General features: G+C 69.4%; 11 protein-coding genes. 10 read left to right on the plus strand and 1 reads right to left on the minus strand.

Features of this window, described 5'->3' with window-relative positions; all coding sequences use genetic code 11:
* The first annotated feature begins 102 nt into the window (after nucleotides 1-102).
* From K9U41_RS08625 to K9U41_RS08645, 5 genes are all read left to right on the plus strand, one after another.
* A complete protein-coding gene (locus K9U41_RS08625) occupies nucleotides 103-2,049 on the plus strand; it encodes a peptidoglycan D,D-transpeptidase FtsI family protein (RefSeq protein WP_282640434.1) in 1,947 nt (648 codons plus the stop codon).
* A gap of 157 nt (nucleotides 2,050-2,206) precedes the next feature.
* Complete coding sequence (locus tag K9U41_RS08630) at nucleotides 2,207-3,691, plus strand: UDP-N-acetylmuramoyl-L-alanyl-D-glutamate--2,6-diaminopimelate ligase (RefSeq protein WP_282640435.1); 1,485 nt, start codon at nucleotides 2,207-2,209, stop codon at nucleotides 3,689-3,691.
* 47 nt (nucleotides 3,692-3,738) lie between these two features.
* Nucleotides 3,739-5,190, plus strand: a complete 1,452-nt coding sequence (locus K9U41_RS08635; protein ID WP_282640436.1) for a UDP-N-acetylmuramoylalanyl-D-glutamyl-2,6-diaminopimelate--D-alanyl-D-alanine ligase — start codon at nucleotides 3,739-3,741, stop codon at nucleotides 5,188-5,190.
* 7 nt (nucleotides 5,191-5,197) lie between these two features.
* On the plus strand, nucleotides 5,198-6,283 hold the full coding sequence (gene mraY, locus K9U41_RS08640) for a phospho-N-acetylmuramoyl-pentapeptide-transferase (protein WP_282640437.1): 1,086 nt from the start codon (nucleotides 5,198-5,200) through the stop codon (nucleotides 6,281-6,283).
* Nucleotides 6,280-7,152 carry a hypothetical protein gene (locus tag K9U41_RS08645; protein WP_282640438.1) on the plus strand — a complete coding sequence of 291 codons (873 nt, stop codon included), beginning with the start codon at nucleotides 6,280-6,282 and terminating at the stop codon, nucleotides 7,150-7,152. Before mraY ends, K9U41_RS08645 begins: the two co-directional genes overlap by 4 nt.
* 9 nt (nucleotides 7,153-7,161) lie before the next feature.
* Here the strand turns inward: K9U41_RS08645 and K9U41_RS08650 are convergent, their stop codons facing one another.
* Complete coding sequence (locus K9U41_RS08650; protein WP_282640439.1) at nucleotides 7,162-7,380, minus strand: YgaP family membrane protein; 219 nt, start codon at nucleotides 7,378-7,380, stop codon at nucleotides 7,162-7,164.
* 285 nt (nucleotides 7,381-7,665) lie between these two features.
* Here K9U41_RS08650 and murD point away from each other — a divergent pair, with 285 nt between their 5' ends.
* The 5 genes from murD (at nucleotide 7,666) to K9U41_RS08675 (ending at nucleotide 15,423) form a co-directional block, all read left to right on the plus strand.
* Nucleotides 7,666-9,243, plus strand: coding sequence for a UDP-N-acetylmuramoyl-L-alanine--D-glutamate ligase (gene murD / locus K9U41_RS08655; RefSeq protein WP_282640440.1), 1,578 nt, complete (start codon nucleotides 7,666-7,668; stop codon nucleotides 9,241-9,243).
* A gap of 343 nt (nucleotides 9,244-9,586) precedes the next feature.
* On the plus strand, nucleotides 9,587-10,489 hold the full coding sequence (locus tag K9U41_RS08660; RefSeq protein ID WP_282640441.1) for a TIGR01459 family HAD-type hydrolase: 903 nt from the start codon (nucleotides 9,587-9,589) through the stop codon (nucleotides 10,487-10,489).
* A 161-nt stretch (nucleotides 10,490-10,650) separates the two neighbouring features.
* Nucleotides 10,651-11,601: a bifunctional riboflavin kinase/FAD synthetase gene (locus K9U41_RS08665; RefSeq protein ID WP_282640442.1), complete on the plus strand. Its 951-nt coding sequence runs from the start codon at nucleotides 10,651-10,653 to the stop codon at nucleotides 11,599-11,601.
* Nucleotides 11,602-11,673: 72 nt separating this feature from the next.
* Nucleotides 11,674-12,924 carry an aminotransferase class I/II-fold pyridoxal phosphate-dependent enzyme gene (locus tag K9U41_RS08670; protein WP_282640443.1) on the plus strand — a complete coding sequence of 417 codons (1,251 nt, stop codon included), beginning with the start codon at nucleotides 11,674-11,676 and terminating at the stop codon, nucleotides 12,922-12,924.
* A gap of 15 nt (nucleotides 12,925-12,939) precedes the next feature.
* Entirely contained in the window at nucleotides 12,940-15,423 is a 2,484-nt protein-coding gene (locus tag K9U41_RS08675; RefSeq protein WP_432715759.1) for a DNA translocase FtsK, read from the plus strand.
* Nucleotides 15,424-15,554 lie beyond the last annotated feature (131 nt).

Here is a 15,554-nt window from a genome sequence, read left to right on the forward strand (position 1 = left end):
CCGCCGCGCCGCCTTCGGCCCCCGAGGCCCGCCCCGATCCCGGGCCGGACCTCATCGAAGGGCTGAAGCGCCTGTTCTCCGGGGAACGCTGAAGAGGTCGCCATGGTCGAGAAGACGCCCTTTTCCGCCCGCATCGCCCGTTTCGCCGCCGATACGGCAGCTGCCATGGGTCCCGAAATCCAGAAGGCCGACGCCGCCTGCGCCGTGCTGCTGGACACCGTCGGCCGCTATGCCGCCGCCGCCGGCCGCGTCCTGCTGCGCGCCTTGCGCCGCGCCGCCATCGCCACCTGGACCGTGGCGGCGGCCATCGCGGTTCGCCTGAGCCACCTCGCCTGGCGCGCCGGCCGGCATGTGGTGCGCGGCCTGTTCGGCCTCGACCGGGGCGACATGGAGACGGTTGCCCGCGGGCGCATCAAGCTGATCATGTTCGCCTTCTGCGCCGTGTTCATCGCCATCGCGACGCAGCTCTCGCATCTGGCCATCACCTCCGATCCCGGCGCCACCCGCGGGCGCGGCTCGGACGCGATCGCCTCGGCACGCCCCGACATCATCGACCGCAACGGCGACATCATCGCCATCGACGTCAAGTCGCCGTCCCTGTTCGCCGAGCCGCGCCGCCTCATCGATCCCGACGAGGCGCTGGAAGGCCTGCTCAAGGTGCTGCCCGACCTCGACGTGGAGGAAAGCCGCAAGCGCCTCAACTCGGGCAAGGGCTTCGCCTGGCTGAAGCGCGAGATCACCCCGGCGCAGATGCGCTCCATCCACCGGCTCGGCATTCCCGGCATCGGCTTCCTGAAGGAAAACCGCCGCATCTATCCGGACGGGCCCATCCTGTCCCACGTCATGGGCGGCGTGAACGTGGACAACCAGGGCATCTCGGGCCTTGAAAAATACATCGACGGCCGGGGCCTCGCCGAGCTGCACCTCGCGGGGTTCGCCACCGACCTCCAGCAGGAGCCGGTCCAGCTGTCCATGGACATGCGGGTGCAGCACGCGGTGCGCGACGAGCTGATCCGGGCCAAGAACAAGTTCTCGGCGCTCCACGCCATGGCGGTGGTGACCGAGGTCAACACCGGCGAGATCATCTCCATGGTCTCGCTGCCGGACTTCGACCCCAACGTGCCCGGCAACCCGAAGGACGACGCCTATCTCAACCGGCTCACCACCGGCGTGTTCGAGATGGGCTCCACCTTCAAGGCCCTGTCCTTCGCCATGGCGCTCGATTCCGGCAAGATCGGCTTGAACTCCTCGTTCGACGCCCGCGGCGCCATGCATTTCGGCCGCTTCAAGATTTCCGACTATCACGCCGAAAACCGCGTGCTGACGGTGCCCGAGATCTTCCTCGTCTCGTCCAACGTGGGCACGGCCAAGATGGTGCTGTCCCTCGGCGTGGAGGCCCACAAGGCGTTCCTGAAGAAGATGGGCCAGCTCGACCGGCTGCGCACCGAGCTGCCGGAAAGCGCCGAGCCCATCGTGCCGCGGCGCTGGGGCGAACTGAACTCGGCCACTATCGCCTTCGGCCACGGCCTGTCCGTCGCCCCGCTGCAGGCGGTGATGGCGGTGAATTCCATGGTGAACGGCGGCTATCTCATCACCCCCACCTTCATCAAGCGCACCCCCGAGGAAGCGCAGAAAGTGGCCGTCCGGGTACTGAAGCCCGATACCTCGGACAAGATGCGCTACATCATGCGCCTCAATGCCGAGAAGGGCACCGCCTCCAAGGCGGAGGTGCCGGGCTATCTGGTGGGCGGCAAGACCGGCACCGCCGAGAAAGTGGTGAACGGGCGCTACGCCAAGAACAAGCTGCTCACCTCCTTCACCGCGGTGTTCCCCATGGACAGGCCGCGCTACCTCATCCTCGTGATGCTGGACGAGCCCAAGGCGACCTCGGAAACCTACGGCTTCGCCACCTCGGGCTGGAACGCGGCGCCCACCGCCGGCAAGATCATCGAGCGCATCGCGCCGCTGCTGAACATCGCGCCCCGGCAGAACCTGCCCAATGCGGAACAGCTGCTGCGCACGCCGCTCAAGGTGGCCGACCGGCACTGAGGGACTTCGCTCAAGTGCCGCGCGGGCCTGGCCCTGGTCGGCGAGAAAAGCGCGCCGGCTCTTGGAATAGTCCTCGGCCGCACGTTGATACCACCCGCGGGACGCGGCCTCAGGTCGAGGGTGACAACCGGCGCGGGTGGATGCCAAAAGAGGTCCGATGACCAGCCATTCCCTCGGACACATCCTCGACGGCCACGCCCGCATCCTGTCCGCCGGCGCGGGCGACGACCCCGTTTTCGGCCTCTCCGCCGACAGCCGCAGGATCACGCCCGGCGACCTCTTCGTCGCCATTCCCGGCACCCATGCGGATGGCAGCCGCTTCATCGCCGATGCCGTGGCCCGGGGCGCCGGCGCGGTGCTGATGGAGCCCACCGCGCCCCGTCCGGTCCTGCCGCCCCAGGTGGCGCTCGCCTTCTCCCTCGACGTGCGGCGCTCCCTGTCGCTGGCGGCGGCGCGCTTCTATCCGCGCCAGCCGGCCACGATCGCGGCGGTGACGGGGACGGCGGGGAAGACCTCCGTCGCCTTCTTCCTGCGGCAGATCTGGGAGCGGCTCGGCCACAGGGCGGCCTATCTGGGCACCATTGGCCTGGTGGCGCCGGACGGCTCCACCTATGGCAGCCTCACCACTCCCGATCCGGTGGAGCTGCACGCCACCCTCGACCGCCTCGCCGGCGAGGGCGTGACCCACATGGCGCTGGAGGCCTCCTCCCACGGGCTGGACCAGAAGCGGCTCGACGGGGTGCGCTTCACGGCCGGCGGCTTCACCAATCTCGGCCGCGACCATCTGGACTACCACCCCACCATCGACGCCTATTTCCGGGCCAAGCTGCGCCTCTTCACGCAGGTGATGCCGGATGAGGCCACCGCCGTGGCGGTGACGGGCGCGCCGTTCGCCGCCAATGCCCTGGCGTGGGCGCAGACGCGCGGCCTGAAACTGCTGCCCATCGGCGAGGGGCAGAAGGGCGGCCTCGACATCTTCGGCACCACCGGGTCCGGCACCGGGCAGAAGGTGATGTTCGCGGACGGCACCCATGCCATCGTGCCGCTGGTGGGCCGCTTCCAGCTGGACAACGCCTTGCTCGCCGCCGGCCTTGCCATCGCCTGCGGGGCGGAGCGGGCGGCGGCGCTCGATGCCCTTGCGCACCTCACGGGCGTGCCCGGCCGGCTGGAGCGCATCGGCGACGACCCGCGCCGGCCGGTGTTCGTGGACTACGCCCACAAGCCGGAGGCGCTGGCCACCGTGCTCGACACCCTGCGGGCGGCGGTGCCGGGGCGCCTCATGGTGGTGTTCGGCTGCGGCGGCGACCGGGACAAGGGCAAGCGCCCCCTCATGGGCGCCATCGCCGCGTCCAAGGCGGACGTGGTGATCGTCACCGACGACAATCCCCGCAGCGAGGACCCCGCCACCATCCGCGCCGAAATCCTCGAAGGCGCCCACGGGGCCAGGGAAATCGGCGACCGGGCGGAGGCCATCAAGGCGGCCGTGGCGCTGCTCCAGCCTGGGGATGCGCTCATTGTTGCCGGCAAGGGTCACGAAACCGGCCAAATCATCGGCGACCGGACATATCCGTTCTCGGACGCGGCGGAAGTCCTCGCCGCTCTCGAGACGAGTTCTGCGAGCCCGTCTCTCAACTTGGGGTAAGAAGGACGCGTCATCCGATCGACGCGTGCTTCGGAGGAGGTAGCGGCATGAACATGAGCGCTGGCATGAGCGGTCGGGTCCTGCATACCGTCGCCGAAATGGCGGAGGCCACCGGTGCCGCCGTGCGCGGCACGCCCCGCGATGTCACCGGCATCTCCATCGACAGCCGCACGCTTGCGCCGGGCGATGCCTTCTTCGCCATCACCGGCGAGAACAGCGACGGCCACGCCTATGTGGAGAAAGCCCTCGCCACCGGCGCGGCCCTCGCCGTGGTCGCCCGCGACAGGGCGGACGCCTTCCCCGAGGGCGCGCCGCTGCTGGTGGTGGACGACGTGCTCGCCGCCCTCACCGACGTGGCCCGCGCCGCCCGCGCGCGGTCCCAGGCGCAGATCGTGGCGGTGACCGGATCGGTGGGCAAGACCACCACCAAGGAGGCCCTGCGCATCGCGCTGGGCGCCGATGGGGAGACCCACGCCTCCGCCGCCTCCTACAACAATCACTGGGGCGTGCCCCTGTCGCTGGCCCGCTTCCCGCGGGAGGCGCGCTACGGCGTGTTCGAGATCGGCATGAACCATCCGGGCGAGATCACGCCCCTGGTGCGGCTGGTGCGCCCGCATGTGGCCATCGTCACCACGGTGGAGCCGGTGCACATCGCCCAGTTCGCCTCCATCGAGGAGATCGCCGACGCCAAGGCGGAGATCTTCGACGGCGTGGAGCCGGGCGGCGCGGCGGTGCTCAACCTGGACAATCCCCTGTTCGACCGCCTGAAGGCGGCGGCCGAGGCCCGCGGCATCTCGCACATCGTCAGCTTCGGCTCCGGCGAAGGGGCGGACGTGCGGCTGAAGGATGCCGCGCTCAAATCCTACTGCTCGGTGGCGGTGGCGGACGTGATGGGCACGCCGATCACCTTCAAGGTGGGCATGCCCGGCCGCCACATCGTGCAGAACATGCTGGCGGTGCTCGCCGCCGCCAGGCTCGCCGGCGCCGACATGGCCCTTGCCGCCCTCGCCCTGTCGCACCTCAAGCCGCCGCCGGGGCGCGGCGTGCCCCTGCGCCTGCAGGTGAAGAGCGGTCAGGCGACCCTGCTCGACGAAAGCTACAACGCCAATCCCGCGTCCATGCGCGCCGCCCTCGACGTGCTCAGCCGCACCCCGGTGGGGACACGCGGGCGGCGCATCGCGGTGCTGGGCGACATGCTGGAACTGGGTCCGGACGGGGAGGCGCACCATGCCGGCCTCGCCACCGCCATCGTCGCCGCGAAGATCGACCAAGTCTATTGCTGCGGACCCCAGATGCACGCCCTGTGGCAGGCGCTCCCCTCGGATCGGCGGGGCGGCTATGCCATCCACGCCACCCACCTCGAACCCATGGTGGCCGCCGCCATCCGCGCCGGCGACACGCTCATGGTGAAGGGATCCAACGGCAGCCGCATGGGACCCCTGGTCAAGAAGCTCGCCGAGCGTTTCCACGCCGGCGAGGACGCGCTGCTCGAAGGATAAATTTTCAATGCTCCAGTGGCTTGCCGAATTCCACGCGTCGTTTCCCGCCTTCAACGTCTTCCGCTACATCACCTTCCGCACCGGCGGGGCGGTGGTGACGGCGCTGTTGTTCGTGTTCCTGTTCGGGCCGGGCATGATCTCCACGCTCCGCCTGAAGCAGGGCAAGGGCCAGCCCATCCGCACCGACGGGCCGCAGTCGCACCTGCTCACCAAGAAGGGCACGCCCACCATGGGCGGGCTCATGATCCTGTCGGGCATCGTGGTCGCCACCCTGCTCTGGGCGAACCTGTCCAACCCCTACGTCTGGGTGGTGCTGCTGGTGACGCTGGGCTTCGGCCTCATCGGCTTCTACGACGACTACCTGAAGGTGACGAAGCAGACCCACAACGGCCTGTCCGGCAAGGCGCGCCTCGGTATCGAGGCGGTGATCGCCGGCGTCGCGATGGTGATCATCATGACGGCGGGCAAGCCGGGGCTCGCCACCTCGGTGGCCTTCCCCTTCTTCAAGGACCTGCTGCTGAACCTCGGCATGTTCTTCGCCATCTTCGGCATGTTCGTCATCGTGGCGGCGGGCAATGCGGTGAACCTCACCGACGGCCTCGACGGCCTCGCCATCGTGCCGGTGATGATCGCGGCCGGCTCGTTCGGCTTCATCGCCTATCTCGCCGGCAACGTGGTATTCGCCGACTATCTGCAGATCCACTATGTGGCCGGCGTGGGCGAGCTGGCGGTGGTGTGCGGGGCGCTGATGGGGGCGGGCCTCGGCTTCCTGTGGTTCAACGCCCCTCCCGCCCAAGTGTTCATGGGCGACACCGGGTCGCTGGCGCTGGGCGGCCTGCTCGGCACGGTGGCGGTGGCGACCAAGCACGAGATCGTACTGGCGGTGATCGGCGGCCTGTTCGTGCTGGAAGCGGTGTCGGTGATCGTGCAGGTGGTGTCGTTCAAGCTCACCGGGAAGCGGGTGTTCAAGATGGCGCCCATCCACCACCATTTCGAGCAGCTCGGCTGGACCGAGCCGCAGGTGGTGATCCGCTTCTGGATCGTCGCCGTGGTGCTGGCGCTCGCCGGACTGGCGACGCTGAAGCTGCGGTGAGTGAATCTACGGAGAATGACCTGGAACGGTTCGCCCGGCAGCATGACGGCCGGGCGACAGCGCCGCTGGTCTGTGTCGTGCGCACCCCCGGCGCGGAGCTGGTCGTCGACATCCTACGCCACCTCGTCCCTGCCCTCGGCGCAGAAATCGAGACTCGCCCGTTCGCGGACTGTCCTCCGCGCGACTGTGTCTTCTCTGTTGCACTGATGGGTGCCGACGACCTTGCTTATGCTCCCTCCATCGTTCCGACGACGACGGTCCTCGCCTTGCGCGACGCGCAGGACCGCTGTGACCTTGACGAGGCCGGCCTCGACCGCCTCATGGCCAAGGCGATCCGCATCGTTCATGTCGGGCCGGAGAACCCGCATTCCTTCTTCCAGAAGCACACTGGATCGAAATGGCTGCGCGGAACTCATCCGCATTTTCCGGGCCGCTGGTTCCTGTCGCAAAAAACGATCTTGTACGAGCAGGAGGACCCACGAGACATCGGCCCGTTGCTCGACCTCAAGGACAGCGCATGGATGGCCACACCTCCATACGCCGCCTTCACCCTTGCCGCCATCGAGGTGGTTGTGCGCAATCCGGCCGCCTTTCCGTGGCATGCGCGCTGGCAGGAACTGGGGCGCCAGATGAAAGAGAGCGAGTACAGCTCTCTTGAGCGCGATGCCTGGTGCCGCATTGGCACGGCAAGCATGAGCGTCATGCACAAGTTCCTGCACGTCCAATCCGAACTCGCGCTCCATACGCAGGCCCTCGCCCACTACCGAGCACTGGAGGCGGAACGAACGCTCACCTACGAAAAGCCGCGTTGGCTGGAGACCATCCGCCGGGCGCTGGCGACGATGCCCTCCCCTGCCGGCTCCGGGTAACCGCGCTCCTCACTCCCGCCCGCACGTCCTCACCCCGAACGGCACATAGGCCGGGCAGAAGCGGAAGATGGCGGTGAGCAGCATCACCACTCCCATCGCTCCGATGAGCCAGGCCCAGTTGCCCAGCCCCGCCAGCGCCGGGACCGAGGGCGCCACGAACGGCACCAGGATCAGCACCACCCCCGCGACGAACCGCAGCACGCGATCGATTCCACCCACATTGGCCATGCTCACCTCCTGTGTCCGAGCCGGCTCCGTCCCGATGGCATCGCCATGGGAGCGGCAAAACAGGCTCTCTCATTGACGTGGGATACGGATTTCCCGTTCAGGCAGATCCTCCCGAACCGATCCGGCGCCCCGCGTTCAACATTCAATGTTCCGAATGTTGCGGGCGGTCAACCACGGGATTTCCCGTAAGACTTCTGTGGTTGCGAAAGGCATTCGCACTTTTGGCTGTCTTGCTCTAGACGGAAAAGAGACGATCCATTGCCGCACCGGAATTTTCGTAACGCCATGATCCCCGTCACCGTCTTCAAGGACCGGACCGTCGCCCTTTTCGGGCTCGGCGGCTCCGGGCTCGCCACCGCCGAAGCGCTCAAGGCCGGCGGCGCCCAGGTCATCGCCTATGACGATGCCGAGGCCTCCCGCCACAAGGCCGGCGAGGCCGGCATCCTGGTCCAGGACCTGCGGTCCATCGACTGGACGATCGTGGCCGCCCTCGTGCTCTCGCCCGGCGTGCCGCTCACCCATCCGCAGCCGCACTGGTCGGTGAAGCTGGCGCGCGACGCTGGCGCGGAGGTGATCGGCGACATCGAGCTGTTCTGCCGGGAGCGGCACGCCATCGCCCGGCGCTCGCCCTTCATCGCCATCACCGGCACCAACGGCAAGTCCACCACCACGGCGCTCATCACCCACATCCTGCGGGTGGCCGGACGCGACGTGCAGATGGGCGGCAATATCGGCACCGCCATCCTCTCCCTCGCCCCGCCCAAGCCGGGCCGGGTGCATGTGGTGGAGTGCTCGTCCTACCAGGTGGACCTCGCCCCCAGCCTCGACCCGTCCGTGGGCGTGATGCTGAACGTCACCCCCGACCATCTCGACCGCCACGGCACGCTGGAGCATTACGCGGCGGTCAAGGAGCGCCTCGTCGCCGGCGTCGAGGGCGGCGGCACCGCCGTGGTGGGCGTGGACGACGATTTCTCCGCCGCCATGGCCGACCGGGCCGAGCAGGCGGGCAAGCATGTGATGCGCGTCTCGGTGAAGCGGCCGCTCGCCGATGGCATCTGGCTCGATGGCGAGACGCTGGTGGCGTCCGAGGGCGGGGCCGAGCGCTTCCGCCTGCCGCTCACCGGCATCGGCTCCCTGCGCGGCACCCACAATGCGCAGAATGCCGCCGCGGCGTTTGCCGCCTGCCGCGGCGTGGGGGTCGCGCCCGAGGTGATCACCGTGGCCATGAGCCGCTTCCCCGGCCTTGCCCACCGCATGGAAGAGGTGGCGAACAAGGGTCCGGTCCTGTTCGTCAACGATTCCAAGGCCACCAACGCGGACGCCGCCGAGCGGGCGCTGGCGAGCTTCACGAACATCTTCTGGATCGCCGGCGGCAAGCCCAAGGTCGGCGGCATCGCCCCGCTGGCGCCCTTCTTCGGCCGCGTCGCCAAGGCCTATCTGATCGGCGAGGCGGCCGAAGATTTCGCCGCGACCCTGGGCGACACGGTCGCCCACGAGATCGTCGGCACCCTCGACAAGGCGGTGGAAGCCGCCGCGCGGGACGCCGAGGCCTCGGGGCTGACGGAGCCGGTGGTACTGCTGTCGCCGGCGTGCGCCAGCTTCGACCAGTTCCCGAACTTCGAGGTGCGCGGCGACGCCTTCCGCGCGCTGGTGCGGCAGGTGCCGGGAGTGGAGGCGCGGACGCGGTCCACCACCCCCGTGGCCCAGAAGGAGCAGCCGAAAGGCGGCCATCCGGGTGGCCATCCCGGTGCGCATCCGGGCGGCGCGCCCCACGGCATGGGGCATGGCGGGCACGGCGGCGGGCATCCCCACGGCATGGGCAACCCGCATGGCGGCGGCCATCCGGGCAAGGGGCACCCCTAGAGCAATTCCAGCAAAAGTGCGAAGCAATTTTGCGTCCGGAATTGCGATGAAACAAAGGTTTAGAGCATGTTCGGCGAACCGGTGTTTGCCGAACATGCTCTAGAGCGTTTTCCGCTCCCATTGGCTCACGCTTGAAAGCGCTGGGCCAAGCCGGCGATCAGCTTGAGGCAATCTGGTCGGATACCGCTGCGGGCGCCGCCTGATGATCGGGGAACCGGACGGTGCCGCCCCTCCCCGTCACCATCGTACCCCGCCGAAACCAAAGGCTTTGCGGAGCCCGTCGCAGCCCTTGTGGTTCGGCGTCCGTCATGGCATTTCGCGGTGCACAAGAGGAGACGCCCCCATGGCCGAACACTCTAACAGCACGCAGAGGTCTCACCCCCACGCACCGCCTCTGGTGTCCGGACTGTCCGCCTTTGCCGGCCAGTACGATCTCATCCTCTGCGATGTCTGGGGTGTGCTGCACAACGGCGTCGCCGCCTTCCCCTCCGCCTGCGACGCGCTCACCCGCATGCGCGCGGACGGGGCGTCCGTGGTCCTGGTTTCCAACGCGCCGCGGCCCCACCCCTTCGTCATGCAGATGCTGGACGGCCTCGGCGTGCCGCGCACCGCCTATGACGCCATCGTCACCTCCGGCGACGTGACCCGCGAGATGCTGGCGGCCCGCACCGGCGCGCGCACCTATCATCTGGGTCCCGAGCGCGACCTCGGCCTGTTCGAGGGCCTCGATCTCGTCCTCACCGATCTCGCCGGGGCCGACCTCGTGGTGGTCACCGGCCTCTTCCACGACGAAGTGGAGACCCCGGACGACTACGTCGAGGCCATCGCCGCCATGAAGGCCCGGGACCTGCCCATGATCTGCGCCAATCCCGACCTCGTCGTGGAACGGGGCGAGCACCTCATCTTCTGCTCCGGCGCCATCGCCAAGGCCTATGAGGAGGTCGGCGGCAAGGCCATCTGGTGCGGCAAGCCCTACCGGCCCATCTACGACACCGCCTTCGCCCATGCGGAGGTGATCCGCGGCGGCGCCATCGACCGCGCCCGCGTGCTCGGCATCGGCGATGCCCTGCGCACCGACATCGCCGGGGCCAACGATGCCGGCTTCGACAGCCTGTTCATCTCCGGCGGCATCCATGCCCAGGAGCTGAAATCAGTCGACGGCGCCATTCCGGACACCGAAAGCCTCGCCGAGCTGTTCACCGGCCACGCCCATCCGCGGGGCGTCATGCCCCGCCTCACCTGGTGAGGTGCCCTTGACGCCTCCCGGCGCCAGCGCCTAGAGCACCTGTTCCTCGTCGGCGCCGGCGCGCGTTTGCGCCGGGAGACGCCGCGTTTCGCCGAGATCATGTTTCACGAGATCATGTTTCGCTCAGAGACGACAAGACAAGGCAAGGCCGCCGCCCGCCGATGACAGGTGATCCCTCTTCCGACTTTCTCCTGGTGCGCGGCAGCGTGCCGCTTCCGCCCGCTTTGGCGCGGCCGGTGGTGGCCATCGGCAATTTCGACGGCGTGCATCGCGGCCACCGGGCGGTGTTCGATACCGCCCGCGCCATGGCAGCCGAGGCCGGTGTGCCGGCCATCGCCGTCACCTTCGAGCCCCATCCGCGCACCTTCTTCAATCCCGCCTCGGCGCCGTTCCGCCTCACGCCGGAGCCGCGCAAGCTGCGCCACATCGCCGAAAGCGGGTTGAAGGGTGCCATCGTGCTGCCCTTCGACGCCCAGCTGGCCGCCATGGAGGCGGAGGATTTCGTGCGCGAGATCCTGGTGGGCCGCTATGATGTGACCGGCGTCGCGGTGGGGTTCGACTTCCATTTCGGCCGCGCCCGCGCCGGCTCCCCGGCTTTCCTCGAAGACGCCGGGCGGCGGTACGGTTTCAAGGTCACGGTGGTGCCCCCCATGCGGGACGAGGACGACGCCATCTCCTCCACCGCCATCCGCAGCGCGCTGGCTTCCGGGCAGGTGGGCCATGCGGCGCACATGCTGGGCCGGCCGTTCGCGGTGGCGGCCGAGGTCCTGCACGGCGACAAGCGCGGCCGCACCATCGGCTTTCCCACCGCCAACCTCGCCCTCGCCGAGGACATGGAGCTGGCCTTCGGCATCTATGCGGTACGCGCGCTGACGCCGCTGGGCCGCTTCGACGGGGTGGCCAATTACGGCCGCCGGCCCACCTTCGACAATGGCCGCCCGCTGCTGGAAGTGCATCTGTTCGACTTTTCCGGCGACCTCTACGGCGCGATGCTGGAAGTGGAATTCCACGCCTACCTGCGGCCCGAGCTGAAATTCGACGGCGTCACGGCCCTCGTCGCCCAGATCGCGGCCGATGCACGGCAGGCCCGCGACGTCCTTGCCCGGATTTGAGTGCGCAGGTCCCGCCCCTGCGATCTGAGTTAGCCGCACCTTAACCGGCGGGGCTTCATTCTCGCGACCACCATGATCGCCGCGAGAAAAGACCGCTCCGCCGTGCCAGCCTCACCCGTCGCGCCTCCCGAGGACCGCCGCTCGCCCTTCATCCGCCTCGCCGACCTGTTGGCGGGGATCGATCCCGGCCGCCAGCCCCTGAGCGCGGCGGTGGGCGAGCCGCAGCACGCCATGCCCGCCTTCGTCGGCCCGGTGCTGGCGCAGGCGCTGCCCGGCTTCGGCCGCTATCCCCGTGCCGAGGGCACCCCCACTTTCCGCGCCGCCGCCGCCCGCTGGCTGGCGCAGCGCTATGCCCTGGCCCGCCCCATCGATGCGGACCGCGAGGTGCTGGCGCTCAACGGCTCCCGCGAGGGCCTGTTCTCCGCCGCCATCGTGGCGCGGCGGCTGACCGATCCCAAGAAGGGAGCCAAGGGCCGCCCCGCCATGCTGCTGCCCAACCCCTTCTACGCCGCCTATGCCGCCGGCGCGGAGGCGGCCGGCTGCGAGGCGGTGGTGGTGCCCACCTCCCGCGACAGCGGCTGGCTGCCCGACCTCGACGCCCTCGACAAGGACCTCCTCGACCGTACGGTGGCGCTCTACATCGCCTCCCCCGCCAATCCGCAGGGCTCCATCGCGTCTGCCGCCTATCTCGGCCGGGCGCTGGAGCTGGCGCGCCGGCACGGGGCCTTCCTGTTCTCGGACGAGTGCTATTCGGAAATCTACCTGGGCGCGGAAAAGCCCGCCGGCATCCTGGAAGTGGCGGGCGGCGACTTCAGCCGGGCGGTGGCCTTCAACTCCCTGTCGAAGCGCTCGTCCCTGCCTGGCCTGCGCTGCGGCTTCTGCGCCGGCGATCCGGCCTTCCTGAAGGATTTCCTCGCCTTCCGCTGGGTGGCGGCGCCGCAGGTGCCGGAGCCGTTGCAGGCGGTGGCGGTGGCGGCGCTGGAGGACGAGGTCCATGTGACCGCCTCCCGCGATCTCTACCGCGCCAAGTTCGACCTCGCCGACCGCCTGCTGGAGGGGCGCCTCGGCTATGAGCGGCCGGGCGGCGGCTTCTTCCTGTGGCTCGACGTGTCGCACCTCGCCTCCGACACCCTGTCGGGCGGCGAGGCGGCGGCGGTGAAGCTGTGGCGCGAGCAGGGCCTGCGCACGGTGCCCGGCGGCTATCTCGCCCGCCGCGACCTGACCGGCGCCAACCCCGCCGCAGACTTCCTGCGCGTCGCCTTGGTCCAGGATCTTCCCACCTGCGAGGAGGTGCTGACCCGCCTCGTCGCCGCCCTCACCTGAAGGAGAGCTGCGCCGATGCCGAGGGCCAGAAGCCGTTCCTCCACCGCCGATGCCGTGCTGAACACCCGCATGCCGCCCGCCGCCCCGCGCTTCGACCTCATCCCCGAGGGCGTGCGGCTCGCCGTGCGGCGGCGTGGCCGCGAAATCGTCGGCACCAGCCTCATCATCGCGACGCTGACCTCCTTCGTCGCGCTGGGCTCCTGGTCGGCCTCGGACCCCAGCCTGTCCAACGCCACCCATGCCCCGGTCACCAACCTTCTGGGCTGGCCCGGCGCGGTGGTGGCGGACCTGCTGGTGCAGTTGTTCGGCCTCGCCGCCCTCGCGGTGCTGCTGCCGCCGCTCTATTACGGCTGGCGGCTGGTGACCCACCGCCCCTTCAGCCGCGAGCGCATGCGCACCACCTGCTGGCTCATCGGCGTGCTGGGGGCCACCGCCTTCCTCGGCGCCCTGCCCCGGCCTGACACCTGGCCCGGCCTCACCGGCATGGGCGGGGCTCTGGGCGATCTGTTTCCCCGGGCGCTGGGCGTGGTGCGCGGCTCGGCGGCCTCGGTCATCGATGCCCTGGTCATCGGCGCGGCGGGCCTTGCCTTCGGCACCACCGGCCTGTTCCTCGCGGTGAGCGGCGGACGGCGCACGCCCCTGAAGGTCGCCCCCGACACCGAGCTGCCCGGCGAGATGGGCGACGAGGACGAGGAGGACGACGGCGCCGCCGTGTCCCTCGGCGCGCTCACCCACACTTTTCTGTCCTGGAAGGCCCGCATCAACGTCGCCGGGCTCCTCGGCCGCAGGCGTGACGCGGCACCCCGCGGCGCGGACGCGGCAGGCGCGGCTCCAAGGCGCGGTGGCGAGCGCCAGGAACCCCGCCTCAGCGGCGCCGGTGCGACCCTGGAGCCGAAAGCCGAAGCCGCGCAGGATCTCGGCAGCGGCGACGCGCGCGGGCGCTCCAACCGGCGCGATGCCGGCGGACGGCGCGGGTCCCGTCGTGGCGGCTACCAGCACCCCGCCCTCGACCTCCTGACCCCTGCGGTTCAAACCAAGGCCCCGGCCATGAGCCCGGAGGCGCTGGCCGACACCGCCAAGGAACTGAAGGGCACGCTGGAGGACTTCGGCGTGCGCGGCGAGATCGGCCAGGTGCGCCCCGGCCCCGTGGTCACCCTCTACGAGCTGGAGCCGGCGCCCGGCATCAAGTCGTCCCGCGTCATCGGCCTGGCCGACGACATCGCCCGCTCCATGAGCGCGGTGTCGGCGCGCGTGGCCGTGGTGCCGGGCCGCAACGCCATCGGCATCGAGCTGCCCAACCAGAAGCGCGAGAAGGTGCTGCTGCGCGAGCTGCTCGCCACCAAGGATTTCGGCGATTCGGGCCACAAGCTCGCCATCGCGCTGGGCAAGACCATCGGCGGCGATCCGGTGATCGTGGACCTCGCCCGCATGCCGCATTTGCTGGTGGCCGGCACCACCGGATCGGGCAAGTCGGTGGCCATCAATACCATGATCCTCTCCCTGCTCTACCGGCTGAAGCCGGAGCAGTGCCGCCTCATCATGGTGGACCCCAAGATGCTGGAGCTGTCCGTCTACGACGGCATCCCGCATCTCCTCGCCCCCGTGGTCACCGATCCCAAGAAGGCGGTGGTGGCCCTGAAGTGGGCGGTGAAGGAGATGGAGGACCGCTACAAGAAGATGTCGAAGCTGGGCGTCCGCAACATCGACGGCTTCAACGCCCGGGTGAAGGATTCCACCGACAAGGGCGAGACCTTGGCCCGCACGGTGCAGACCGGCTTCGACCATGACACCGGCGAGGCCATCTACGAGCGCGAGGAGATGAACCTCGAGCCCCTGCCCTATATCGTGGTCATCGTGGACGAGATGGCCGACCTGATGCTGGTGGCCGGCAAGGACATCGAAGGCGCCATCCAGCGCCTCGCCCAGATGGCCCGCGCCGCCGGCATCCACCTGGTGATGGCCACCCAGCGCCCCTCGGTGGACGTGATCACGGGCACCATCAAGGCCAATTTCCCCACCCGCATCTCGTTCCAGGTGACGAGCAAGATCGACAGCCGCACCATCCTCGGCGAGATGGGCGCCGAGCAGCTGCTCGGCCAGGGCGACATGCTCTACATGGCCGGCGGCGGGCGCATCTCCCGCGTGCACGGCCCCTTCGTCTCCGACGAGGAGGTGGAGAGCGTGGTGAAGCACCTGAAAGCCCAGGGCGTGCCCTCCTATGTGGAGGCGGTGACCGCCGAAACCGACGAGGAGGACGCGGACGGCGCGGTATTCGACAAGGGCGGCTTCGGCGAGGAGGGGCAGGACCTTTATTCGCAAGCGGTCGCCGTGGTCATGCGCGACCGCAAGTGCTCCACCTCCTACATCCAGCGCCGGCTGCAGATCGGCTACAACCGCGCCGCATCCCTGGTGGAGCGCATGGAGAAGGAAGGCCTTGTCGCCGCCCCCAACCATGCCGGCAAGCGCGAGATCCTGATGCCGGAAGAGGCGGCCGAGTAAAACCCTCCCGGCCCCGGTCAAAGACCGGGGCCGTTGGTATAAAACCCCTGCGCTCTACACCCGGTGCCTGCAACGGTATTCGCCGGCGGACTTGCGCGCACGCAATGCCAGGCCACAGGATCGCCATACGC

It is taken from the genome of Xanthobacter autotrophicus, from assembly GCF_029991245.1.
Lineage (GTDB): Bacteria > Pseudomonadota > Alphaproteobacteria > Rhizobiales > Xanthobacteraceae > Xanthobacter > Xanthobacter autotrophicus_C.

Excerpts from the sequence above, each read along its gene's own strand:
- K9U41_RS08630 (WP_282640435.1), top strand. The coding sequence starts at position 2,207 with ATGACCAGCCATTCCCTCGGACACATCCTCGACGGCCACGCCCGCATC.
- K9U41_RS08665 (WP_282640442.1), top strand. The coding sequence starts at position 10,651 with ATGACAGGTGATCCCTCTTCCGACTTTCTCCTGGTGCGCGGCAGCGTG.
- K9U41_RS08670 (WP_282640443.1), top strand. The coding sequence starts at position 11,674 with ATGATCGCCGCGAGAAAAGACCGCTCCGCCGTGCCAGCCTCACCCGTC.
- K9U41_RS08660 (WP_282640441.1), top strand. The coding sequence starts at position 9,587 with ATGGCCGAACACTCTAACAGCACGCAGAGGTCTCACCCCCACGCACCG.
- mraY (WP_282640437.1), top strand. The coding sequence starts at position 5,198 with ATGCTCCAGTGGCTTGCCGAATTCCACGCGTCGTTTCCCGCCTTCAAC.
- K9U41_RS08650 (WP_282640439.1), bottom strand. The coding sequence starts at position 7,380 with ATGGCCAATGTGGGTGGAATCGATCGCGTGCTGCGGTTCGTCGCGGGG.
- K9U41_RS08635 (WP_282640436.1), top strand. The coding sequence starts at position 3,739 with ATGAACATGAGCGCTGGCATGAGCGGTCGGGTCCTGCATACCGTCGCC.
- K9U41_RS08675 (WP_432715759.1), top strand. The coding sequence starts at position 12,940 with ATGCCGAGGGCCAGAAGCCGTTCCTCCACCGCCGATGCCGTGCTGAAC.
- murD (WP_282640440.1), top strand. The coding sequence starts at position 7,666 with ATGATCCCCGTCACCGTCTTCAAGGACCGGACCGTCGCCCTTTTCGGG.
- K9U41_RS08625 (WP_282640434.1), top strand. The coding sequence starts at position 103 with ATGGTCGAGAAGACGCCCTTTTCCGCCCGCATCGCCCGTTTCGCCGCC.